The 24,079-nt window shown below is 42.2% G+C and carries 20 protein-coding genes and 1 riboswitch; of the genes, 17 read left to right on the top strand and 3 right to left on the bottom strand.

Annotated features, from left to right (window positions below; translation table 11 throughout):
* Window positions 1-43: 43 nt before the first annotated feature.
* On the top strand, window positions 44-1,423 hold the full coding sequence (locus KHA88_RS14945; protein ID WP_213122359.1) for an LLM class flavin-dependent oxidoreductase: 1,380 nt from the start codon (window positions 44-46) through the stop codon (window positions 1,421-1,423).
* A 471-nt stretch (window positions 1,424-1,894) separates the two neighbouring features.
* Here the strand turns inward: KHA88_RS14945 and KHA88_RS14940 are convergent, their stop codons facing one another.
* Together KHA88_RS14940 and KHA88_RS14935 are read right to left on the bottom strand one after the other, a co-directional pair.
* Window positions 1,895-4,066 (bottom strand): MMPL family transporter, encoded by a 2,172-nt coding sequence (locus KHA88_RS14940; RefSeq protein ID WP_346729195.1) that lies wholly within the window; start codon window positions 4,064-4,066, stop codon window positions 1,895-1,897.
* Window positions 4,067-4,105: 39 nt separating this feature from the next.
* Window positions 4,106-5,719, bottom strand: coding sequence for a SulP family inorganic anion transporter (locus KHA88_RS14935; protein WP_249308684.1), 1,614 nt, complete (start codon window positions 5,717-5,719; stop codon window positions 4,106-4,108).
* A 265-nt stretch (window positions 5,720-5,984) separates the two neighbouring features.
* On the opposite strand from KHA88_RS14935, the gene gucD reads away from it, so the two are divergent.
* The 15 genes from gucD (at window position 5,985) to KHA88_RS14860 (ending at window position 21,222) form a co-directional block, all read left to right on the top strand.
* Window positions 5,985-7,430: an alpha-ketoglutaric semialdehyde dehydrogenase GucD gene (gucD, locus tag KHA88_RS14930; protein WP_213122358.1), complete on the top strand. Its 1,446-nt coding sequence runs from the start codon at window positions 5,985-5,987 to the stop codon at window positions 7,428-7,430.
* Between the two features lie 76 nt (window positions 7,431-7,506).
* Complete coding sequence (locus KHA88_RS14925; protein WP_213122357.1) at window positions 7,507-8,391, top strand: fumarylacetoacetate hydrolase family protein; 885 nt, start codon at window positions 7,507-7,509, stop codon at window positions 8,389-8,391.
* A gap of 13 nt (window positions 8,392-8,404) precedes the next feature.
* Window positions 8,405-10,396 carry a YjhG/YagF family D-xylonate dehydratase gene (locus KHA88_RS14920; protein ID WP_213122356.1) on the top strand — a complete coding sequence of 664 codons (1,992 nt, stop codon included), beginning with the start codon at window positions 8,405-8,407 and terminating at the stop codon, window positions 10,394-10,396.
* A gap of 165 nt (window positions 10,397-10,561) precedes the next feature.
* Window positions 10,562-11,695, top strand: coding sequence for a glycerate kinase (locus KHA88_RS14915; protein WP_213122586.1), 1,134 nt, complete (start codon window positions 10,562-10,564; stop codon window positions 11,693-11,695).
* Window positions 11,696-11,826: 131 nt separating this feature from the next.
* Window positions 11,827-12,651 (top strand): ATP-dependent sacrificial sulfur transferase LarE, encoded by an 825-nt coding sequence (gene larE, locus KHA88_RS14910; RefSeq protein WP_213122355.1) that lies wholly within the window; start codon window positions 11,827-11,829, stop codon window positions 12,649-12,651.
* The gene (gene larB / locus KHA88_RS14905) at window positions 12,648-13,457 is read left to right on the top strand and encodes a nickel pincer cofactor biosynthesis protein LarB (RefSeq protein WP_213122354.1); all 810 of its coding nucleotides are present in this window, start codon (window positions 12,648-12,650) and stop codon (window positions 13,455-13,457) included. The genes larE and larB overlap by 4 nt, the downstream gene beginning before the upstream one ends.
* Complete coding sequence (gene larC, locus KHA88_RS14900; protein ID WP_213122353.1) at window positions 13,454-14,713, top strand: nickel pincer cofactor biosynthesis protein LarC; 1,260 nt, start codon at window positions 13,454-13,456, stop codon at window positions 14,711-14,713. Before larB ends, larC begins: the two co-directional genes overlap by 4 nt.
* Window positions 14,714-14,749: 36 nt before the next feature.
* On the top strand, window positions 14,750-15,718 hold the full coding sequence (pdxA, locus tag KHA88_RS14895) for a 4-hydroxythreonine-4-phosphate dehydrogenase PdxA (protein ID WP_213122585.1): 969 nt from the start codon (window positions 14,750-14,752) through the stop codon (window positions 15,716-15,718).
* A gap of 66 nt (window positions 15,719-15,784) precedes the next feature.
* Window positions 15,785-16,231 (top strand): hypothetical protein, encoded by a 447-nt coding sequence (locus KHA88_RS14890; protein ID WP_213122352.1) that lies wholly within the window; start codon window positions 15,785-15,787, stop codon window positions 16,229-16,231.
* A gap of 85 nt (window positions 16,232-16,316) precedes the next feature.
* Complete coding sequence (locus KHA88_RS14885) at window positions 16,317-17,201, top strand: TIGR01777 family oxidoreductase (protein ID WP_213122351.1); 885 nt, start codon at window positions 16,317-16,319, stop codon at window positions 17,199-17,201.
* 54 nt (window positions 17,202-17,255) lie between these two features.
* Window positions 17,256-17,365, top strand: a riboswitch (TPP riboswitch).
* 302 nt (window positions 17,366-17,667) lie between these two features.
* Window positions 17,668-18,645 carry an ABC transporter substrate-binding protein gene (locus tag KHA88_RS14880; protein WP_213122350.1) on the top strand — a complete coding sequence of 326 codons (978 nt, stop codon included), beginning with the start codon at window positions 17,668-17,670 and terminating at the stop codon, window positions 18,643-18,645.
* 11 nt (window positions 18,646-18,656) lie between these two features.
* Window positions 18,657-18,947 (top strand): MTH1187 family thiamine-binding protein, encoded by a 291-nt coding sequence (locus KHA88_RS14875; protein ID WP_213099360.1) that lies wholly within the window; start codon window positions 18,657-18,659, stop codon window positions 18,945-18,947.
* Complete coding sequence (locus tag KHA88_RS14870; protein ID WP_213122349.1) at window positions 18,947-19,705, top strand: ABC transporter permease; 759 nt, start codon at window positions 18,947-18,949, stop codon at window positions 19,703-19,705. Before KHA88_RS14875 ends, KHA88_RS14870 begins: the two co-directional genes overlap by 1 nt.
* 1 nt (window position 19,706) lies before the next feature.
* Entirely contained in the window at window positions 19,707-20,465 is a 759-nt protein-coding gene (locus KHA88_RS14865) for an ABC transporter ATP-binding protein (RefSeq protein ID WP_213122348.1), read from the top strand.
* The gene (locus KHA88_RS14860) at window positions 20,449-21,222 is read left to right on the top strand and encodes a TatD family hydrolase (RefSeq protein WP_213122347.1); all 774 of its coding nucleotides are present in this window, start codon (window positions 20,449-20,451) and stop codon (window positions 21,220-21,222) included. Before KHA88_RS14865 ends, KHA88_RS14860 begins: the two co-directional genes overlap by 17 nt.
* Window positions 21,223-21,257: 35 nt before the next feature.
* Here the strand turns inward: KHA88_RS14860 and KHA88_RS14855 are convergent, their stop codons facing one another.
* Window positions 21,258-22,877 carry a glutathione ABC transporter substrate-binding protein gene (locus KHA88_RS14855; RefSeq protein ID WP_213122346.1) on the bottom strand — a complete coding sequence of 540 codons (1,620 nt, stop codon included), beginning with the start codon at window positions 22,875-22,877 and terminating at the stop codon, window positions 21,258-21,260.
* Window positions 22,878-23,200: 323 nt separating this feature from the next.
* On the opposite strand from KHA88_RS14855, the gene nikC reads away from it, so the two are divergent.
* Window positions 23,201-24,079, top strand: coding sequence for a nickel transporter permease (gene nikC, locus KHA88_RS14850; RefSeq protein WP_213099466.1), 879 nt, complete (start codon window positions 23,201-23,203; stop codon window positions 24,077-24,079).

Here is a 24,079-nt window from a genome sequence, read left to right as displayed (position 1 = left end):
AACGCATATTAGCTGATTTAACATTTTAGGGAGGTAATGAAAGATGGGAAAAAAGCGAATTTACTTAAATGCATTTGAGATGAATTGTGTCGGGCACCAATCACCTGGTCTTTGGACACACCCAGAAGACCGATCACATCAATATAAAGATAGTGAGTATTGGATTGAACTAGCCAAAATTCTGGAGAAAGGCCGTTTTGATGCGATGTTTCTTGCAGATGTATTAGGGACATACGATGTTTATAACGGGTCAAGGGATGCGGCTGTTCGCAACGGAACACAATCACCAGTCAATGATCCTTTGCTTGTTGTTCCACTCATGTCCGCTGTAACAAAACATCTTGGCTTTGGAGTGACAGCTTCCGTCAGCCATGAACATCCATACACATTTGCTAGAAGAATATCAACGCTTGATCATTTAACAAAAGGCCGAGTAGGCTGGAATATTGTGACGTCTTATTTGAAAAGTGCCGCAGTGAATATGGGACTTGATGATCAAGTCAATCATGATGAACGATATGATATTGCGAATGAATACTTAGAAGTTTGCTATAAGCTTTGGGAAGGCAGCTGGGAAGATGACGCGGTCAAAGTGGATAAGGAAAACGGAATTTTTGCTGACCCAGAAAAAGTCCATGATATTAACCATGAAGGGAAATATTTCAAAGTTCCCGGTGCACATTTAACGGAGCCTTCGCCACAGCGGACACCGGTTCTTTTTCAAGCGGGTGCATCAACAAAAGGGCGAGCATTTGCGGCGAAAAATGCCGAACTTGTTTTTATCGGCTCACCGACACTAAATGCGGCAAAAACGACGGTTGAGAAGATACGTAATGATGCAATCAAAGTTGGAAGGGATCCGAAAGAATTAAAAATCTTAACGCTGGTTACACCAGTGGTTGGCAGAACAGAAGAAGAAGCATGGGAAAAATATGAAGATTATAAAAGGCATATCAGCTATGAAGGAGCGCTTGCTCTATTTGGGGGATGGACCGGTGTCGATTTATCAGGCTTAGATCCGGACTCTACATTGGAATACATTGAAAACGATGCGATTCGTTCAACCTTAGAAAATTATACGAAGATTGATCCCGATCGCCAATGGACGATCCGCGAAATCGCTCACTCAATTGGGATTGGCGGTATGGGTACAGCGATGGTTGGATCACCTGAACAAGTTGCTGATTTACTGGAATTATGGGTGGATGAAGCGGGAGTAGATGGGTTTAACCTTGCCTATGCCGTGGCACCAGGAACATTTAAAGATTTTGTTGAAATGGTCGTTCCTGTTTTACAAGAAAGGGGCCGAGTTCCCATCGACTACGAAGGTACATCATTGCGCGACAATCTATTTGGTAAGGGAGATCAACTCCCATCTCATCATCCAGGAAAAAAACACCACCGATCTCTAGTGACGGTCTAATTATAGTTCATGGTAAAAGGAAAGCATTTCGATTGCCCATGAAGATGAAAAAAACTCGTTCGTGGTAAAAGGAAAGCCTGTCGATTGCCCGTGAAGATGTAAAAAACTTGTTCATGGTAAAAGGAAAGCCTTTCAATTACCCGTGAAGATGAAAAAAACTTATTCATGGTAAAAGGAGATCCTTTCGATTACCCGTGAAGAAGAAAAAAGTTCGTTCGGGGGAAAAGGACTGCACTCGATTACCCGTGAAGATGAAAAAAACTCGTTCATGGTAAAAGGAAAGCCTTTCGATTGCCCGTGAAGATGAAAAAAACACGTTCATGGTAAAAGGAGATCCTTTCGATTACCCTTGAAGAAGAAAAAAGTTCGTTCAGGGTAAAAGGACTGCACTCGATTACCCAATACCTGAAGTAAAATAGACATTGTCAAACCAAGTGAAAAAGCTGCCTCAAACGAGACAGCTTTTTCTTGTTACCCACGTACGATTTTCCGTTTCCGAAGAGGCGACCACCAGTTCAAATCTCCGAGCAGCTTCATTAATGAAGGAACGAGAACCATTCGAACAATGGTTGCATCGATAAAAATCGCCAATGCGACAGTCACGCCCATTTGCTGAACGGGAACGATCCCAGTAAATGCGAATGCTCCAGTAATTACAATCATAATTGCCGCAGCGGATGTGATGATTTTACTAGTAGAAATTAAGCCTTGCAAAGTTGCCTTATCATTATCGCCGGTTTCTTGATAAATTTCATAAATCCGCGATATCAAGAATACTTCATAGTCCATACTTAATCCAAAGACGATGCTGAACGCAAAAATAGGAATCATTAATGCGATATCTGATGGCACACTCCCGAGATGCCCGCCTTGGAATAGCCAAACGACAATCCCAAATGTACAACTTAAGCTGATCACATTCATTAATATGGCTTTCAATGGAATTAAGACGGACCTGAAGGCAAAAAATAGCACGATATATGTTGAAATTAAAATAAACGCCAAGCTATACCAAATTTTATTATAAATTTCATCGAAAATTTCTTGCTGGAATTTCGGTTGGCCTCCGACTTTTACGTTCAAGGCAGATTGTTTATTTTCCCAATCTCTTACCCAATCCTTCGCTTTATCAGAAGAACCGTCCGCACGTAAACTTACTTGAAGTATTGCCTGCTGCCCGTTTGTCAGCTGTTCGAAAGCGGGTTCAAGCTGGGCTTTCATTTCGGGTACGTGGAGTGCACCGGTTAATTGCTCCGCTGTCATTTCTGTTGCAGAAAAAATAGATTCCACATCAGAGACGAGTGGATCATTCTTTAATGTTAGTATGAGATCTTCCAACTTTTCAAGGGCTCTAGCTTCCGTCATATCCTCAGTTGCTTTAGCGATTAGAGGAACAGTAGTGATATCCTTTTCTGCAAATGTTGCTTCATATTTTTCAAAAGTAGTTCGTGATTCATATGAAGTTGGAAGAGCATTGGCTTCCGGAATGGCAAGTTTCATATGAGCAACAGGAAGTGCACCAGTAATCAGTAAGACGATGGCAAGAATAGCCATAATCACTGGTCGTTTCATGACAAATGCCGCAAATTTATGCCAGCCGCTCATTTGTTTTTCATTCGTCTTCAAAATTGTCCATTTATTAATATGTGGGCCTAAGACGGATAATAATGCGGGCAAAAAGGTGATTGCAGCGAGAACGGATGTGAACACAACAGCAACACCGCCAAGGGCAACCGCCTGGAAAATGCCTACTTGAATAAATAACATGCCTACTAAACCAAGCAGCACGCAAAATCCGGAGAAAATAATCGCTCTTCCCGATGTGAGAACGGTTTTGACTGTGGCATCTTTAATCTCCGCCGGGCTCAATTCTTCGCGGAACCGGTTGACGAATAAAAGGGCAAAATCAATTCCAAGTGCCAGGCCGATCATCGGAGCTGTATTCAAGACGAAAATCGATAAATCTATTTTTTGTCCGGTAAAATAAAGCAGACCCATCGCGATAATGACGCTGACAAATCCAGTAACGAGCGGGATGAGGGCAGCAATAACCCCACGAAATGCAAGTAAAAGCACGATAATCGCAATCGGGATTCCGATTAACTCAGCTCGAACCAAATCGTCTTGAGAAGCTTGGTTCATATCTTCAGCAATGACGGATCCGCCTGTCAGACCGACAGAAAATAACTTAGTATCACTTAGTTTAGAACGGATTTCTTTAATGTTTTCAGCTCTCTTATCATCGGTTCCATCAAAGGAAAGAACGGCATACGATCGATTATCTTTTATACTCGAAGGCGGACGATACACATGGGTGTCTTTCACTTTTTCAACATTGCTAAGCGTGTCATTCATATAAGCGGTGAAATCATTATCAGCAGCCTCTTTGTCTTTTTCAAACAGTAAAATCATCGAAGTTGCAGGTATATCGAAATCGGATTGCATAATGTTTTGCACTTCTTGATAAGAACCTTCATATTCAAACCCGCTTCCATTGAGTACAGAAGGGAGTTTCAATGCAAAAAAGCCAAAAAAAAGGACAAGCACTGTCCAAAAAGCAAGGACGAATTTTCGGTATTTATATGTAAATAAAGCAAGGTTTTTCATAATATTCCTCGTTTCCCCAGACGTTAATTTCATCATAATGGATATAAAGACTGGATGCCAATAAAAAAACAGGGGTTAATCCCCTGCTGTTTGGTCTAGACGTGTAACTGATCCAATCGCACTTTCTTCGTCTGGGAAAAAGGAGGACGGACCAAGCGTTTCGTAAAGTCCGCTTTTTTTAAATAAATCTACTCCCCAATCTGGCAAACCAGCGATCATTACTTTTCCGCCATTTTTTTTCACCCCGTCGATAAAGGAGGCAAGTTTTTCTTCGCCAGTTGCATCGATCATTGATACTTCGCTCATATTTAAGATGATCACATTCGGAGCACGTTGTAATGTTGAATGAAGTGAATGCTCGAATGCTTGCGCTGTTCCAAAGAATAACGGACCTTTCACAGCAAATGTTCGATAGCCCAAATGGGCGGTTAAATCTAATTTCCTATGATCGAATTGAAGCGATTCGCTTTTCTTTTTAATAAAAGAAAGAACGGCTAGAAGCAACCCTGCTTGTACAGCAACCGTCAAATCCACGAAAACGGTGAGTGCGAAAGTTGTGAGAAGGACGAGAGAGTCACTTGTTTTTAATTTTAAAATATGACCGAAAGCCTTGTACTCACTCATATTCCAAGCGACGAACATAAGAAGCGGAGCCATAGCAGCTAGAGGAATATGGGAAGCATATGGAGCTAAAAGAAGTAATGTCACTAACACAAAAACACTATGAATAACACCTGATAACGGACTGACTGCACCTGATCTGATGTTTGTCGCTGTTCTGGCAATTGCTCCTGTAGCGGGAATTCCACCGAAAAGCGGCGTGATAATGTTCGCTAGCCCCTGGCCGAATAATTCTTTATTGGAATGATGCCTTTTACCTGTCATTCCGTCTGCGACGACAGCTGATAAGAGCGATTCGATTGCGCCTAATGCAGCAATGACGAGAGCAGCCGACCAAAGCTCTCCGATTTTAGCGAACGTAATATCGGGAAATCGAAATTCAGGCAAGGATTGTGGAATTTCACCAAAAACGGTGCCAATCGTATCAATCTTATTTGGAAAGAACAAAACTGCAATCACGGTAGGAATAATGAGCGCCACGAGCAAAACAGGCACGCGCGGAACAAAGCGCGTCACTAAAATAATCACAACCAGCCCAATTACGGCAGTAAGGATGCTGTATCCATTGATTTGCGTTATATGCCTGAAGATTTCCAGCATATTTTGGTGGAAATATTCCTTTTTATCAAGTTCAGATAGACCGAGGAAATTTCCGAGCTGACCTGTAAAAATGATCACGGCAATCCCAGTTGTAAATCCGATCGTTACCGATCTAGGAATATAATGGATCAGGCTTCCAAGCTTAAAAATCCCCATGATTACAAGCAGAATCCCCGCCATAAACCCGGCAATTAGTAAATTTTCATATCCGTATTGAAGTACAACGGCGAGTAAAATAGGAATAAATGCCCCCGTTGGTCCGGCAATCTGAAAGCGGGAGCCCCCAAGCAAAGCAACAATCAATCCAGCGATAATCGTCGTATATATTCCATATTCAGGCTTCACACCTGACGCGATGGCAAAAGCCATCCCAAGAGGAATGGCTACAATACCGACGGTGATCCCAGAAATGAAGTCTTTGCGCAGACTCGCGGGTTGGTAACCGCGAAACCGATCATCAGCAAACAAAATAGCTTCACCTCTAATTAATTTATGTGAAAAAGTGAACAAGATAAGAAAGTGGAAACGTAATACTATATACCCATTATAAAGGAAAAAAGTTGAATTTTCAATGTGGTGTCTGTCCCCCATCGCTTTAAAGCGATGGGGGACAGACACTTATTAATAAAATAAAAGAAGGTAATACTGATTATTTGTCGAAATATACTGACATGGTAGAGAACTGTCATAATAGAAAAGATATTTTGCTATTTTGTAAGGAGGAATAGAGGAAATGGAAACGTATTCAAATTATGTTGCTGGAGAATGGAAGGCGGCTGCATCAGGAAAAACGAGAGATATTATTAATCCCGCTACTCAAGAAATAGTCGGGAAATCCCCAGTTTCTTCATTGGAGGACCTTGACGAAGCAGTGCAAGCAGCTTCAGAAGCAAGAATTGAATGGAGCAGGCTTTCGGGTGCGGCAAGAGGGGATTATTTATATAAAGCCGCCAATATCATAGAAGAACGATTGAATGATATTGCCACAACGATGACGAAGGAAATGGGTAAAACCTTACCAGAGGCAAAGGGTGAAACTGCCAGAGGTGTAGCCATTTTACGTTATTATGCTGGCGAAGGAATGCGAAAGGTTGGAGACGTGATCCCCTCTACTGATAGTGAAGCATTTATGTTTACGAAGCGAGTGCCCTTGGGAGTGGTAGGCATCATTACACCATGGAATTTTCCAGTTGCCATTCCAATTTGGAAAATGGCTCCTGCATTAATTTACGGGAACACAGTTGTGATTAAACCTGCGTCAGAGACCGCAATCACCGCAGCAAAAGTGATTGAGTGCTTCCATGACGCTGGTCTGCCAAAAGGTGTTGTGAACATGATGACGGGCTCCGGTAGCGTGATTGGGGAAGGAATCGTGAACCATCAAGGGATTAACGGCATATCTTTTACTGGATCTGATGTTGTGGGTAAAGGAATTGCGAAGGGCGCAGTCGAAAGAGGAGCGAAATTTCAGCTTGAAATGGGCGGGAAAAATCCGGTTATTATCGCCTCAGATGCGGATTTGGACAAAGCTGTTGAAGGCACAATCAGCGGTGCGTTTCGTTCAACTGGACAAAAATGTACGGCAACGAGCAGGGTCCTTGTACATAGCAGCATTAAACAAGCGTTTACTGATAAACTCATTTCAGCCTTACAAGATATAAAGATTGGAAACGGCTTAGAAGAAGGAATTTGGATGGGGCCATGTTCTTCTAAGGCGCAAATGGATACCGTGCTTTCCTATATCGAAAAAGGAAAATCAGAAGGTGCAAAGCTTATTTACGGTGGTAATAGATTGGAAGGTTCAGCATATAATCAAGGATTTTATGTAGAGCCTACTATTTTTGACGAAGTAGATAGTGGGATGCAGATTGCTCAAGAGGAAATTTTTGGCCCAGTTATTGCGCTCATTTCGTTTAATGATATTGAAGAAGCTTTCAATCTCGCAAATGATACACCATTTGGGTTGAGTGCATCTATTTATACGGAAAATATTGGGGCAATGCTGAAGTTTATTGATCAGGTGGATGCGGGCCTTGTCAGGATTAACGCTGAAACAGCCGGTGTGGAACTCCAAGCTCCATTTGGCGGGATGAAACAATCCAGTTCTCATTCTCGGGAACAAGGAGAAGCAGCTATTGAGTTTTATACGTCTATAAAAACAGTATTTGTTAAAGGATAATTTTAAATATGAGCATTCGGCGCGGTTTCGTTACGAATGCTTTTTCTCAAATAATATATTGATAGGAGATTATTCGATGAGAATCATTCGTTTTATTTCAAATACGGGGACTGCTCAATTGGCGGCGGTTACAAATGATGCGAAGATTTTCCTTTTGCCTTTTCGCAATTTTCTAGAACTTTTACAGAAAAGTGAAGATGACGGGAAAAGCTGCCTTGCCATCGTCAATGAAGCAATTGAAGGTACCTCGCCTTTGGATCAATCATTAGAGGAATTGTCGCTACAGCTGCCAGTTAACGCCTATGAAGTTTGGGCGAGTGGCGTGACCTATTTAAAAAGTAAAAAAGCGAGAAATTATGAATCGCAAGGCAGTGAAGATGCCGAATCCTATTACGATAAGGTGTATGAAGCGGAACGCCCGGAAATTTTTCTGAAATCAACCGATCGCAGAACGATTGGTCCCAATGATCCGTTATTTTTGCGTTCAGACTCCAATTGGCAAATACCTGAACCAGAGTTAGGGTTGGTCATTGATAAACAAGGAAAAATCGTTGGATATACAATCGGAAATGATATGAGCAGCAGGGATATTGAAGGAGAAAATCCACTATATTTACCACAGGCAAAAATATGGAAGCACTCTTGTTCTATTGGTCCCGCGATTCTCTTAGCGGAAACGGTCGAAGATCCATATAATTTTGAAATTATTTGCAGAATATTCAGAGGAGAGAAAAAGGTATTTGAAGAAAGTGCAAATACTTCCCAATTAAAAAGAAAATATGAAGAATTAGTAGACTTTTTAATCAGGGATAATGAAGTTTTTCCTGGAACGATATTGCTGACAGGGACATGTATTGTTCCACCAAATGACTTTACCTTAAATGAAGGGGACTTGGTAGAAATTGAAATTCCCGGCATTGGCCTGTTAAGTAATCCTGTCAAAAACCAAGCGGCAGTTTAAGGGAGACTATGCGATGGCTTACTACACTTTAGATGATTTATTAAATTCAGAGGCAAATAATATAGAAAATATCCAAACAAAGGCGAAAGGTCCAGAAGGAAAGCTTCCATTGACAGACCAGATGCTGCGGCATTCCCCAAGTGGTGATTTATTTGGCCTTTCTCAAAATGTCGGGATGGGCTGGTCGCCATCTAAACTTCGGGGCAAGGAAGTATTACTGCTCAGTACACAAGGTGGCATGAAAGATAGTGACGGATTTCCGATTGCCTTAGGTTATCATACAGGTCACTGGGAAGTAGATCAATTAATGAAGGAAGCGGCCATGGAAATTAATCGTTCAGGAGGCATACCTTTTGCGGCTTATGTAAGCGATCCATGCGACGGAAGATCACAAGGGACAACTGGAATGTACGATTCCTTTCCTTATCGGAATGATGCAGCAATCGTATATCGCCGTTTAATTCGTTCTTTGCCAACAAGAAAGGCAGTCATTGGCATCGCTACATGTGATAAAGGGTTGCCAGCCATGATGCTAGCCCTAGCGTCTATGCATGATCTGCCAACCGTGATTATTCCGGGAGGGGTCACTTTACCCCCTGAATACGGGGAAGATGCGGGGAAAATTCAGACGATCGGTGCTCGCTATTCTAATAATGAAATTACCCTTGAAGAAGCTGCGGAAATGGGCTGCAGAGCATGTGCCACACCAGGTGGAGGCTGTCAGTTTTTAGGGACTGCGGCGACGGCTCAAGTGGTAAGTGAAGCGCTCGGTTTATCTTTGCCGCATTCGGCTTTAGCCCCATCGGGACAAGAAATATGGCGAGAAATGGCTAAGAATTCAGCCAAAGCGGTGATCGAATTGGAAAGGGAACGCATGACAACTAAAGATATTGTTACAAATGCTTCCATTCATAATGCAATGGTTGTTCATGCTGCTTTCGGCGGATCAACGAATTTACTGCTCCATATCCCGGCTATTGCCCATGCGGCTGGCTGCAAAATTCCAACCGTTCAAGATTGGATAAAAGTAAATCGCCAAACACCAAGGCTTGTAAGTGTTCTTCCGAATGGTCCCGATTATCATCCGACCATTCGTGCTTATCTTGCTGGCGGTGTTCCAGAAGTGATGCTTCAGCTTAGAAACCTCGGTTTATTAAATGAAGAAGTGATGACGGTTACTGGGAAAACATTGCGTGACAATTTGGATTGGTGGGAGCAATCGGATCGTCGAAGGAAGATGAAGCAGCGCTTAAAATTGGCTGATCATATTGCTGCAGATGAAGTCATTATGTCAAAGGAACAGGCTGAACAAAAGGGATTAACATCGACCATCACGTTCCCAACCGGAAATATTGCCCCGGAAGGTTCAATTATCAAATCAACTTCGATTGATAAAGAAAAAATCGATGATCAAGGAATTTTTTATCATAAAGGTGTGGCGAAGGTTTTTACGAGTGAAAGAGATGGAATCGAAGCGATTAGACAAGGGAAAATCTCGCAAGGGGATATTATGGTTGTTTCCGGATGTGGACCTCTAGGAACGGGCATGGAAGAAACATATCAGCTTACATCTGCTCTTAAGCATTTATCCTTTGGTAAACATGTTACATTAATTACGGATGCACGGTTTTCGGGCGTTTCGACGGGCGCCTGTATTGGCCATGTTGGGCCAGAAGGATTGGCGGATGGACCGATCGGAAAGCTACGTGATGGTGACGTGATAGAAGTGAATATTGATACGATTAGACTGGAAGGGAAAGTGAATTTCCTTGGCACTTCAGAACATCCAGTTTCCCCTGAAGAAGGAGCCATGATTTTGAGCCAAAGGGCACAAAATCATTTAAAGCCTGCTGAAGCGTTGCCGGATGATACTAGATTATGGGCTGCTTTGCAAAAGGTGAGCGGCGGAACTTGGCGTGGGAGTATATACGATGTTGATAGAATTCTAAAAGTATTAGAAGCGGGAGAAGAAGCTTTAAAGAACAAGAGTGTAACAAATCGGTAAATGGCCAATTAATTTCGTTTGATTAAGGGTAGCCCCTCACCGTTTAAGTCGATGGGGGACAACCCTTTTATTCTCTTTTTTTAGAGATAAGCTATTTTAAATCAAATTCGATTATAATGAAGAAAGAAATTAATGTAAGCGCTTGTGGACAAGGAGGGAGTAAATATTAAAGTTATCATAGCACCAGATTCATATAAAGGTAGTATAACAGCGATGGAAGCAGCTGTGTCCATTGAAAAAGGGGTTCTTCAAGCCTTTCCTGACGCGGAAACAGTATTGATTCCCGTAGCAGATGGCGGCGAAGGGACGATGGAAAATTTAGTGGCAGCAACGAACGGGCATACAAAAGCTGTCACTGTCACAGGACCACTCGGTAAGCAGATACAAGCTGATTACGGCGTCCTTGGCGATCAGCAAACTTGTGTGATTGAAATGGCGACTGCATCAGGGTTAAACCTCGTAGGATGCAATGAATTAGATCCGCTTAAAGCGACTACTTACGGAACAGGTGAACTAATAAAAGCGGCGCTTGATGCTGGATATAGAAAGTTTGTGCTTGCACTCGGAGGTTCAGCCACAAATGACGGCGGAGCTGGGATGCTGCAGGCGCTTGGTGTAGAACTAAGCGATAAATCCGGGAACGAACTTAGCTTTGGGGGAGGAGAGCTGACTTACCTTCATCAAATATCCACAGCGAATTTTGATCCCCGAATTAAAGAATGTCAATTTCTTATTGCGTCGGATGTTGAAAATCCATTCGTTGGTCCGAACGGCGCCTCACATGTCTTTGGGCCGCAAAAAGGTGCTTCAGAGGTAATGGTGGAAGAGTTGGATAAAAATCTTTACCATTTTGCTAATTTGATTGAAAAGGAAACGGGAATAAGGCTTCATGATCTGACGGGAGCTGGTGCTGCTGGCGGAATAGGCGGTGCGTTTCAAGCTTTTTTTCCATCAACGATGAAAAGAGGCGTTGATGTCGTCATTGAGCATGCAAGATTGGAAGAACATCTCGAAGGGGCAGACCTTGTCATTACCGGGGAAGGACAAGTAGACTTTCAAACAGCTTTCGGCAAAACTCCTATGGGTGTCGCGCAAACCGCGAAAGGACGAAACGTTCCTACCATCATTCTTGCAGGGTCTGTTGGAGAAAAAATTCAGGCTTTATACGAGTATGGTGTAATAGGCGCGTACAGTATTATTAACCGGCCGATGACGTTGGAAGAAGCGATGAAGGATGCTGCCTTATTATTAGAGAAAACGACAGAACAAGTCTGCCGAACATATTTTTTGACAAAATAAAAGAGTTATTAGTCCTTTGCCGTCCTTCCCCTCGGTTTAGGTTCCTATAGTTGGTAAATTCAAATTATTAAATATATATTAATTACATATACCCACATGCTAGATTCAGTGTAATTGAGAGGTGGACGAATATGAGACAGGAATTGCAAGAAAAAAAGCTGCGTTTAATGGAGATTTTAAGAGAGATGGACGATGTGCTCGTTGCCTTTTCAGGAGGAGTGGACAGCACATTTTTACTGGCTGTAGCAAAAGAAGCGCTCGGAGATAAGGTGCTTTCTGTCACTGCGGCATCTGATACATTTCCAGATCGGGAATTTCAGCTTGCGAGAAGTCTCGCTTCCGAATTAAATGTTCAGCATCTTGAAACGAGAGTGAGTGAACTTGCCAATCCGGAATTTGTTATTAATGATGCAAACCGTTGTTTTCATTGTAAAAATGGCCTATATAATCATTTATTAGAATTAGTGACGAAGTACGGAGATAGTTATACCGTTGTTGACGGCTCAATCATGGACGACCTTGGCGAGCATCGTCCAGGTATGGAAGCGGCGAGAGCTCTCGGGGTTCGCAGCCCGCTTCAAGAAGCGCAATTTTATAAAGAAGAGATTAGGGAGCTTTCCAAAGAAATGGGTCTCCGCACATGGGATAAGCCATCCTTTGCTTGCTTGTCATCGAGAATTCCGTATGGAACGAAGATCACGAAGGAAAAAATCAATCAGCTTGATTTGGCGGAGGATTTCTTGCTCGGTCTTGGGCTATATCAAGTGCGGGTCCGTCATCATGATCAAGTGGCCCGGATTGAAGTCGAACAGCAGGACATGCTGAAGGTCGTTGCCCAGCATGAAGCCATTTCACGTGCTTTGAAATCATTCGGATTTTCTTATGTAGCCCTCGATTTGCAAGGATATCGTTCGGGCAGTATGAACGAAGTGTTGAAAGAGGATGTAACTGTATGAAAAGTAAATTGAAAGACATCTTGAGTCAAGTAGCACAAGGTAAACTAACGGCAGAAGAAGCAGAAAAAATCCTTCAACCACAGGAGGAGCTTGGCTATGCGACGCTTGATTTGCAGCGGGAAGAACGCACTGGCTTCCCTGAAGTCATTTACGGTGAGGGGAAAACACGCGAGCAAATATTGGGGATTTTTTCAAAGCTAATGGAGCATCATCAGAAAGTCCTTGCCACCCGAATCAATAAAATGAAAGCGGATTATGTCATGGAACACTTGCAAAAGCAGCATCCGAAAGAGACATTTATTTACCATGAAGCCGCCAGGACATTCCATTGGATGGCTTCCGACTATCGCGAAACATGGAAAGAGGGCTATATTGCTGTGGTTTGTGCAGGTACTTCCGACCTTCCAGTTGCAGAAGAAGCAGCCATTACCGCGGAACTGATGGGCAATCGAATTGAAAGAATCTATGACATAGGTGTAGCAGGTTTGCACCGACTTTTACATAAAGCAGAACAGATCGAAGGCGCCAATGCTGTCATCGTTGTTGCTGGAATGGAAGGTGCACTTGCGAGTGTGGTTGGAGGCCTCGTTTCCAAGCCGGTCATCGCAGTTCCAACAAGTGTTGGCTACGGTGCAAGCATGAATGGCATCGCTGCTTTGCTAGCAATGCTATCAAGCTGTGCTAGCGGCGTGTCTGTCGTAAACATTGATAACGGATTTGGCGCGGGCTATTTTGCAGCTACTTTGACAAATACAATGGAAGCAGCAGTGGCAGAAGCTTTAAACAGAAGGGATTGGAATGAGTGAGAGTTTTATATATTGATTGTTTTTCAGGAATTAGCGGCGATATGATGGTCGGTGCTTTGATTGATGCAGGCGCAACTCCTGAGCGAATCGAACAGGAATTGAAGAAGCTGAATGTTTCCGGCTATACGATAGAATGGAAAAAAGTAATGAAGGAAGGCATTAGCTCGACGAAATTTGATGTGATTTTGACTCGCGATAAATCCGGAGATTCACACGGGCATCATGAACATGCTCACGGCCATCATGAACATGCTCACGGCCATGATCATGATCACGGTCACACACATCACGATCACCATCATCACAACCGTTATGCCGATATCGTCCAACTAATTGATGAATCGGACCTTGCTCTAGGTGTAAAGGAGCGCAGCAAACAAATCTTTGCTCCGATTGCTGAATCTGAAGCGAAAATCCATCAGATGGCGATTGAGGATGTTCATTTTCACGAAGTAGGTGCCATCGATTCGATTGTCGATATTGTCGCTACAGCGATTGCTCTTGAAGAATTGGAAATTGAAAAAGTGGTCACTTCCCACGTTCCGCTTGGTTCAGGGCGGATTCGTTGTGCTCACGGCATTTATCCCGTGCCGGCACCTGCCACCCTCGATATGCTAAAACATGTGCCGATCGCTTCAAGTGATTTAATGTATGAACTGACAACGCCGACCGGAGCAGGCATCGTCGTCAGTCAAACGGATTCTTTTGGCACAATGCCAGCGATGAAAGTGACGTCCATTGGGTATGGAGCAGGCACACGTAATATCCCGAGCCGGCCCAATGTCCTTCGGGTCATGGTCGGTGAGGCGATGGAAAGTACCGCATCCGAAACGATTACGGTTCTCGAATGCCAGCTTGATGATATGCCGGGGGAAGCATTCGGTTTTGTGATGGACAAGCTCCTTGATCAAGGTGCGTTGGATGTTTATTTTACACCGATATTTATGAAGAAAAATCGGCCAGGCACATTGATTACAGTTCTTGCAGAGAGCGGCGAAGAAATGAAGCTAGAGGATATTTTATTACAGGAAACAACAACACTTGGTGTACGGAAAAGCACTTGGCTGCGCAATATTTTGCAGCGAGAAATTGTGCCGATCGATACTAAGTTCGGGCCGATTAACATAAAGCAGGCTTTGAAAAACGGCACGGTCATAAGAGAAGTTCCGGAGTACGAAGATGTGAAAAAAGCGGCGCTCGAATATGGTGTCACTTTTCAAGAAGTGTATCAGACCGCACTAATAGGGAATGATTGAATAGTGCCAACAAATAAACCAATTATTGGTATTACAATGGGAGATGCAGCTGGTGTTGGACCGGAAATTATATTGAAAAGCTTAGCGCATCCAGAAATACATGAAATATGTCGGCCTGTTGTTATCGGGGATACCAAAATACTGGAGCGTGCGAAGTCTTATGTTGGTTCTGAATTGCAAATCCTATCCATTCAACAAATGGAGGAAGCCGATTTTCAAAACCATCTCCTCAATTGCCTGGATCTTGACCTAGTGCCGAAAGATTTGCCTATCGGAAAAGTTTCTGCAGAAGCAGGTCATGCGGCTTTTCTATATTTGAAAAAAGCGGTGGAGCTGGCGATGTCAAAGGACATAGATGCGATTTGTACCGCCCCTTTGAATAAGGAAGCGTTGCAAAAGGGAGGGCATCTATACCCAGGCCATACGGAAATCTTGGCTGATTTAACTGAAACAAAGGATTTTTCAATGATGCTGTCTGCACCTAATTTGAAAGTCATTCACGTAACGACACATGTTGGAATCATTGATGCTATTAACATGATCAATCCTGATCGAGTTTATGACGTTATCAAACTGGCTGATGAGACGTTAAAAAGATCGGGAATTGCCAAACCGAAAATCGCTGTATGCGGCATTAATCCGCATGCAGGCGAAAATGGGTTATTCGGCTATGGTGAAGAGGAAGAAAAAGTAATTCCAGGAGTTCAAAGAGCACGAAATGCAGAGATAGATGCTTCTGGTCCATTGCCCGCTGATACACTATTCTTTCGTGCAGTACGTGGTGACTTTGATATCGTTGTTGCGATGTACCATGATCAAGGCCATGGCCCGGTTAAAGTTCTTGGCTTGGATGCAGGGGTGAATATAACTGTCGGTCTTCCAATCATTCGGACGAGTGTCGATCATGGCACAGCATTTGATATCGCCGGAAAAGGCATTGCTGATGAGAAAAGCTTGACTGAAGCGATTCGCCAGGCCGTTGATTTTGCTCCCAAAAATGTTTAATCCTTTATCCTTTGGGGTATATAGATTAATAGAGAAAAATCTTTTACATACCGAGGGGGTAAAATTGTGAGTACAGTATTTTCACAGATTGAGGGAGCCTCAAAATTACAAATAAAAGCATTCGTCAAAGGTGACAGTTCACCATTTCATAGCTTGGATTTTTCAACATCAAAAGTATATGAACTGACTGATTATACATTGAGAACGCCACTTGAAAAAATGGATGTGTTCAATGAACTACTGCAGCTAGAACATAATTGCGAGTTATGGATTCTCCCAGTTAGGGAAGAAACAACGTCACTTTTACGGGAGATTCCTAAAGATGAAATATATGATAAAACCGCTTCTCTTTTCGCGATGCTCTCAACGATTAAAGAAACGGTTGAGCGCGATCGCACCTTTATGATCGCTAAAGGAGAAATTTGCAGTGAACTGGTAGAGACGTTACAAGAGTTAGGATTTACTCTGCGAGAAAAAGACGCGGAAGAACTGCTGGAAATTGAATTATTATAGAACATATTGCCGATTAACTATTTAGAGGTTAATCGGCTTTTTTACGTATATAATGAAAGTAAAATAGTGGAAATGGGCTGATCGCATGCGTGTTGTCATTGCGGGAGGAAGTGGATTTGTCGGGAAGGCCTTGCAGGAAAGATTGCTCCATGCTGGTCATGAAGTGAAAATTTTAACAAGGGCGAAGAAACGACCTAATGAAGTTGAATGGCTGACACCGGGAAGCAAACCAGAGCATTATCTTGGAAAAGTGGATGCCATCGTCAATTTAGCTGGGGAATCAATTAACGGCCTTAGATGGACAAGCTCGAAAAAGAAAAGAATTTTGGAAAGCCGCATCATAGCCACTAGGGAAATTATTCGGATTATCCAAAGCTTGGACAAGAAGCCAGAAGTACTTGTAAATGCATCGGCTGTCGGCTATTACGGAATGTCAGAGTCCAAAACCTTTACAGAATCGTCGCTGACGGAAGCGGATGACTTTCTTGCGAGTGTCGTCAGGACATGGGAAGAGGAGGCAAGTGTTGCCGAACAACTTGGAGTGCGAACCGTTTTTGCTCGATTGGGAATCGTGCTTGGCAAAGACGGAGCTCTTCCGCTTATGGCGCTTCCATATAAGTTAGGAGCAGGCGGTACAGTTGGATCAGGGCGGCAATGGCTTTCCTGGGTCCATGTTTCCGACGTTGCAGGAATCATTCAATTTGCGATTGAACATCGTGAGATTTCCGGGCCGATAAATGTTACGGCGCCCAGTCCGGTAAAAATGCAGGAATTTGGTAAGACGGTCGGGCATGTGCTCCATCGTCCACACTGGCTGCCTGTCCCAAGTTTTGCAATGAAAATGTTATTGGGAGAAATGAGTGATATGCTCCTTTGCGGGCAGCGTGCTATTCCGAATAAAGTATCGGAGTATGGATATTCGTATCAATATCCTGACTTGGAGGAAGCTTTGAAAAATAGCCTTCCGTAGGGCTAAAAGATTAGCATCCTTCTCTTAATCTGTTATACTAATGTAGGAAAATAATATGGAATGTGGGGGAACCGGTCGGGCCGGTTGAGATAGCATCCTTTAGATGCTGACCCTTTGAACCTGCTCTGGCTCATACCAGCGAAGGGAACGTTAATTCATTCAGCAAAGAGATAAGAATGTATAACATTTCTAACTTGTCTAGCTCCAGCGCGTAGCCCCTCGAGGTCAAATAACCTGAGGCATAAAAGTCAAGACCGGACTTTCTTGCCTCAGAACATTTGCTTGTCGGAGGCCTGCAGGATGCAGGTCAGGACGGCGTTGCCACAGGACGTGGCGACCTTAGCCGTTCTTCCATTGCAAGGCGCTTGCGCTTTTCTGAATGAGTGTTCTTTCAGACGTCCGGGTTCTTTATATCCCGGGCGTTTTTTCGATTTTGAAGGTTCATTCCCAACTAGGAGGATACAAGATGAGAAAGTTGCTTTTTAGTTTCATGATTTTGCTGCTTCTTGCAGGTTGTGCAAGCAATGATGGCAGTAAGAATGAAGGCTTGAAGAAAGTTTCGGTTGTATTAGACTGGACACCAAATACAAATCATACAGGTTTGTACGTTGCACAGGAAAAAGGTTATTTTAAAGATGAAGGTTTAGACGTGGAAATCATAATGCCAGGTGAAGCCGGTGCTGACGCGCTCGTCGCATCGGGGAAATCCGAGTTTGGCATCGGTTATCAAGAAAGTATTACCGAAGCAAGAGTACAAGGGGTTCCGATCGTTTCAATTGGTGCGGTCATCCAGCATAATACATCGGGTTTTGCTTCAATGGCAGACAAGAATATTAAAACACCAAAAGATTTTGAAGGGAAAACTTATGGTGGCTGGGGTGCGCCTGTTGAAAAAGAGGTTCTGTCTTCGCTTATGTCCATGGAAGGTGCAGATATTAATAAGTTAGACATCGTCAACATGGGAGATACGGACTTTTTTACAGCAGCAAAAAGGGATATTGATTTCGCTTGGATATACTATGCTTGGACAGGAGTCGAAGCGGAACTCCGCGGTGAGGACATCAACATGATTTACCTAACCGATTACTCGGACAAGCTTGACTATTATACGCCCGTTATTACAACAAACGAGAAAATGATTAAAGAAAATCCTGATACAGTAACAGCATTTATTTCTGCCGTCTCAAAAGGATATAATTATGCGATTGAAAATCATGAAGACGCAGCTGAAATTTTAATAAAAGCAGTACCTGATCTGGATCCAGCTCTTGTGAAAAAAAGCCAGGAATGGTTAGCAACTCGCTATCAAGATGATGCACCAAGATGGGGAGAACAGAAACTAGATGTATGGAAAAACTATATGGAATGGATGTATGAAAAAGGCCTGCTCGAAAAAGAGATTAATGTTGAAAAAGCATTCACCAATGAATTTTTACCTAAATAGGAGGGGCACGAATGGCTAATGCACTAATTAGTATCCAAATCATTCCGAAAACGAAAAATGGCGAGAATGTCATTCCCTACGTGGATGAGGCGATTAAAATTATTCAAGAATCCGACGTAAAGTATGAGGTTCATCCATTAGAAACAACGATGGAAGGTGAGCTTCACGAATTAATGAAGATAATCGAAAAAATGAACGAGCGGATGATTGAAATCGGCAGCAGTAATGTAATCTCACAAGTGAAAATTTTATATCAGCCTACAGGCATTACAATGGATCAGCTTACGGAGAAATATAGCTAATGTCAACGTTTATTAAAAAAGGATGGAGGCCGACAGCGGTCCTCCTCCTTTTGTTGTCTATTTGGGAAGTAGCGGTAAGATTGGCAGATATTCCAAGTTGGCTGCTCCCTGCACCTTCCGCCATTGGGGCAGAAGCAATCAACGGATTCAGCCAATTTCAGGCCCATATCCAGTCAACCATTGCACTTTCACTTGGTGGATTCATCATCGGCTGTACAGTGGGACTCTTGACAGCTACAGTGTTGCATTTACTTCCAAAATTACAAGAAGCCATATATCCGCTGCTCATCTTGTCGCAAAATGTTCCTATTATTGTTTTAGCGCCATTGCTCGTTATTTGGTTCGGATTTGGACTCCTGCCAAAAGTCATTGTCATTACACTCGTCTGTTTTTTTCCAGTTACAGTTGCTGCCCTAGGCGGTTTTCGCAATTCCCCACCTGAAATAAAGCACTATATGCTCATGGCTGGAGCAACAAAAACTCAAGTTTTTTCAAAACTGGAATGGCCGAATGCTCTTCCCGCTCTTTTTTCTGGATTGAAAATCTCTGCGACATACAGTGTGATGGGCGCGGTCATTTCAGAATGGTTAGGTGCAAAAAAAGGAATCGGCGTCTATATGACCTTAGCCTCCTCATCATTTCGGACGGATCGTGTATTTGTAGCAATCTTAGTCATTATGATTTTAAGCCTACTATTTTTCGGTGCGATTTCTGCAGGGGAAAAATGGCTAATCAAATGGAGAAAGGAGGCTCGGTAAGATGGGGCATTTGGAAATCAAAAGACTTTCTAAAAGTTTTGACGGTAAAGAGGTGCTGAAACATCTGAGCCTTCAAGTGGAGGAAGGAGAGTTTCTTACAATTCTCGGACCATCAGGAAGTGGAAAAAGCACCTTGTTTCACCTGATTGGCGGATTGATCGAACCAGATCAAGGAGAGATTATTTTAGATAGCAATAATATTACTGGTCAAAGAGGTCTAATCAGCTATATGCCACAACAGCCAGCATTACTGCCATGGCGGACAGTTATTGACAACGCGATGCTTGGGCAAGAGCTGCATGGTAAAGCGGATAAAGAGAAAGCAGTTGAAATGATTCAAAAAGCTGGCCTTGCAGGCTATGAAGATTCACTGCCTGACGCTTTATCAGGCGGAATGAAGCAGCGTGTTGCTTTTATCAGGGCATTGTTAAGTCCGCAATCACTCATCTGCCTGGATGAGCCGTTTTCCGCTTTGGATGATTTCACAAGGCTTGAAATGCATCAATGGCTATTGGCTATTTGGGCTGAGTATAAGCGGACCATTTTATTTGTAACTCATAATATTGATGAGGCTCTTTTTCTTTCAGATCGAATTATTGTTTTATCAGCAAACCCGGCCGAAATGGTAAATGAATTTAAGATTCCGTTTAAAAGACCGCGGAATAAAGAATTGCTTTTAACAGAAGAATTTCTCGAGTGGAAGCGAAAGCTGAATAAAAGTATTTTTCAAAGGCAGGATGGTAATGAGACAGATCATTGATGCACATATTCATTTGGACCATTATCAAGACAACGAAATCGAGCTCATGATGAAGGGCTTGAACCGTATTCAATGCACAAATATTATCTCAGTCTCGTTTGATTTGGCATCATGCAAAAGGAATATTGAGCTTGCCAATCAATATCTGCAAGTGAAGCCCGCTTTCGGGTTTCACCCTGAGCAAGAATTGCCATCGGACTCTGATGTTGGTGAATTAATTTCCTGGATAGAGAAAAATAAAGATAAGATGATCGCGATTGGGGAAGTGGGGCTGCCGTATTATTTACGTACAGAAAGCAGATCTTTTAGATTGGAAGGTTACATCGAGCTACTCGAATCTTTTTTGAAACTAGCAAAAAGGTGGGAGAAGCCAATTGTTCTTCATGCGGTTTATGATGATGCGCCGGTTGTTTGCGATCTATTAGAGAAGTATAACATCAAAAACGCGCATTTTCATTGGTTCAAAGGGAATGTTGCAACAATTGAGCGGATGATAAAGAATGGCTACTATATTTCAGTCACCCCTGATGTATTATATGAACAGGAAATCCAGGAGCTAGTAAAAATATATCCAATTGAGAAAATGATGGTAGAGACAGATGGACCTTGGCCATTCGAAGGAATTTTTAGCGGAAAAATGACGCATCCATGGATGATCCATCAATCAATAAACGCCATTTCCGAGCTAAAAAAAGAAGAGGTAACGTCCATATACGAAACGCTGTATAATAATACAAAATATTTTTATGGGATATAAAAAAACCGGTTCATGATGAACCGGTTTATTCTCTATTACTCTACAAAATGAATGTTTTTAAGCTGGTAAATACCTGATGTATCAATATCGAAACCATCAATTTTGTTGCTAACGCCGGTTAAGTATTCTTGGTGGTGAATGAATACCATTGGGGCATCTTCAACTAGATGTTCTTGGACTTTTTTATAAATTTCTTCACGCTTGGCAGGATCTGCTTCACGTCGTCCTTCATCAAGCAACTTGTCTACTTCAGGGTTTTCATAGAAAGAACGGTTACCTGGGTTGCCTTTTTGTGATGAATGGAATAGAGCGTACATACCGTAGTCAGCGTCACCTGTTGGGTTAGACCAGCCAAGAATGTACATATCATGTTCACCTGCAGCTGATTTTTCCAAATAAGCCCCAAACTCCATGACTTCAATCGCTACATCGATGTTAGCTTCTTTCAGTCTTTGTTGAACTAATATAGCTGTATCCATACGTTGTTGGTTATCATTTGTCCAGATTGATGTTTTAAATCCTTTTTCGTAACCTGCTTCTTTTAAAAGCTCTTTTGCTTTTTCTACGTCATGCTTTACAACTGGAACATCTTTATTGAATCCGAAGATGCCAGGTGCTAGTGGACCTACAGCTGGAATACCAAAACCTTCATATACGCCTTCGATGATTTCCTCTTTATTAATGAGCATAGCAATCGCTTGACGTACTTTTACATTATTGAAAGGCTCTTTTTCAGTATTAAATCCAATATAAGATAAGCTTGAAGATGCTTTTTGGTTTACTGTTGCATTTCCTGAATTATTTACGCCTTTTACTTCGTTTGGGTTAACAGGGTCGGCAATATGTGCATTACCAGTTTCTAAGTCAGCAATTCTTGTAGCACTTTCAGGAACTACTTTGAAAGTAACAGAATCAACTAGAGCTGGAGTATCCCAATACTCTTCATTTTTCACAAGCTTGATTTGACTACCTGAATTCCAGCTATCAAACTTGAAATAGCCAGTTCCCACTGGGTTTGCTGAAATAACAGCACCTGGGTCTTTCCCTTCTTTCATGCCCTCATAATCAGCTTCGATAGTTTTGGGACTCATCATGCCACCGCCGTTGTGAGACAAGTGAGCCAATAATGGAGAGAAAGGATATTCAGTTGTAATGCGAACTGTTGTATCGTCGACAGCTTCTACTTTATTGATCATTTCAAATAAGAAGAAGCGTGGGGAAGCAACTTTTGAATCTCGAATACGATCTAAATTCGCTTTTACTGCTTCAGCATTGAATTTCTCGCCATCATGGAATGTAACGTCATCACGAAGTGTAAATTCCCAAGTCAGTTCGTCAACTTGTTTCCAAGACTTTGCAAGGCCGGGTTCGATTTCGTTCTTGTCATTACGTTTTACGAGTGTTTCAAAAATATTCGCTTGAATATTAGAAGAAACTACATCATTAGAGCCGTGTGCATCCAATGATGATGCATCCGACAATACATCAAGGATGAGATCTCCGCCAGCTTTCGCTTCTTCGGAGCCGCTACCAGTTCCTTTGTTATTATCCTCTGCCTTATCTGTGCCCTTGTCGCTTCCTCCTGCACATGCTGCAAGGAACATGGACATGACAAGTGTTAAGGTGAGAAGCCAAAACTTTCTGTTTTTTCTCATGGTGTTATCCCCCAATAATATATTTTGATTAATAAAGTAATCAGAAAAAATATAACATACTATATATTTCAAGAACAACCATTCGTAATTATATTATTTTTTAATAATATTTAGTATAGTTGTAAAATTGATTCGTTAGGCGGTAAATATAGTAAATAAAAGGAATTTTTTAACTGCCGGATAAATAAATATTATTTAAAATTCATTTTTTATTATTTTAAGATAGTAATTTCGGTGTTTACTTTCAAAGAGTAAGTGAGTTAATATAGTAATTATGAGAAAATTTGAGTTGGAAGGAGTGTTTGTAATTGACTCAACAAACAATGCAACCTACTGTTCGCCAAAAGCAGTCAAATCCACGAATTGAATACTATAAAACTATCTGGAAAAGACTGAGAAAGAATAAAGCGGCTGTTGTTGGTGGCATATTAATTCTACTTTTTGTTCTTACTGCAATAATAGGACCGTTATTCACTACGAAAGATCCAAGTGGTATAGATATTTTGAATAAACTGAAGAGTCCATCTGCGGAGCATTGGTTAGGAACAGATAATTTTGGAAGAGATATTTTTACTAGAATAATCCATGGGATGGGCCTTACATTATTTGTTGGCTTTTTCTCCGTAGCCATTGGCGGCGTGATTGGTGTTATCTTTGGCATCATATCGGGTTATTATGGTGGTGCTACTGATACAATCATCATGAGAATTATGGATGTGTTACTTGCATTCCCTGGAATCATTTTGGCTCTGGCCATTGTGAGTGTTCTTGGAGGAAGCTTAACGAATGTCATTATTGCAGTCGGGGTATTTTCTATTCCTGCTTTTGCAAGAATTGTGCGGGGCTCTACTCTAACTGTCAGAAAATTAGAATACATAGATGCTGTTAGAGCGCTCGGGGCTTCGGATATGCGGATTATATTTAAACACATCTTGCCAAATGTTATGTCTCCAATTATTGTACAAGCTACGCTTCGTATTGCTACAGCAGTTCTGACTGCGAGCGGTTTGTCGTTCCTTGGTCTTGGTGCACAACCGCCTACTCCAGAATGGGGTGCCATGCTAAGTGATGGCAGGTCGTATATGGCTGAGGCGCCGCATATGGTATTGGTTCCAGGAATTATGATTGTACTAGTTGTACTTGCTTTTAATATTTTCGGTGATGGGTTGAGAGATGCACTCGATCCAAAAATGAAGAAGTAG

Origin of the sequence: Lederbergia citrea, assembly GCF_018343525.1 — a bacterium.
GTDB lineage: Bacteria > Bacillota > Bacilli > Bacillales > Bacillaceae_C > Lederbergia > Lederbergia citrea.
This window is presented reverse-complemented; position numbering and strand designations above follow the sequence as displayed.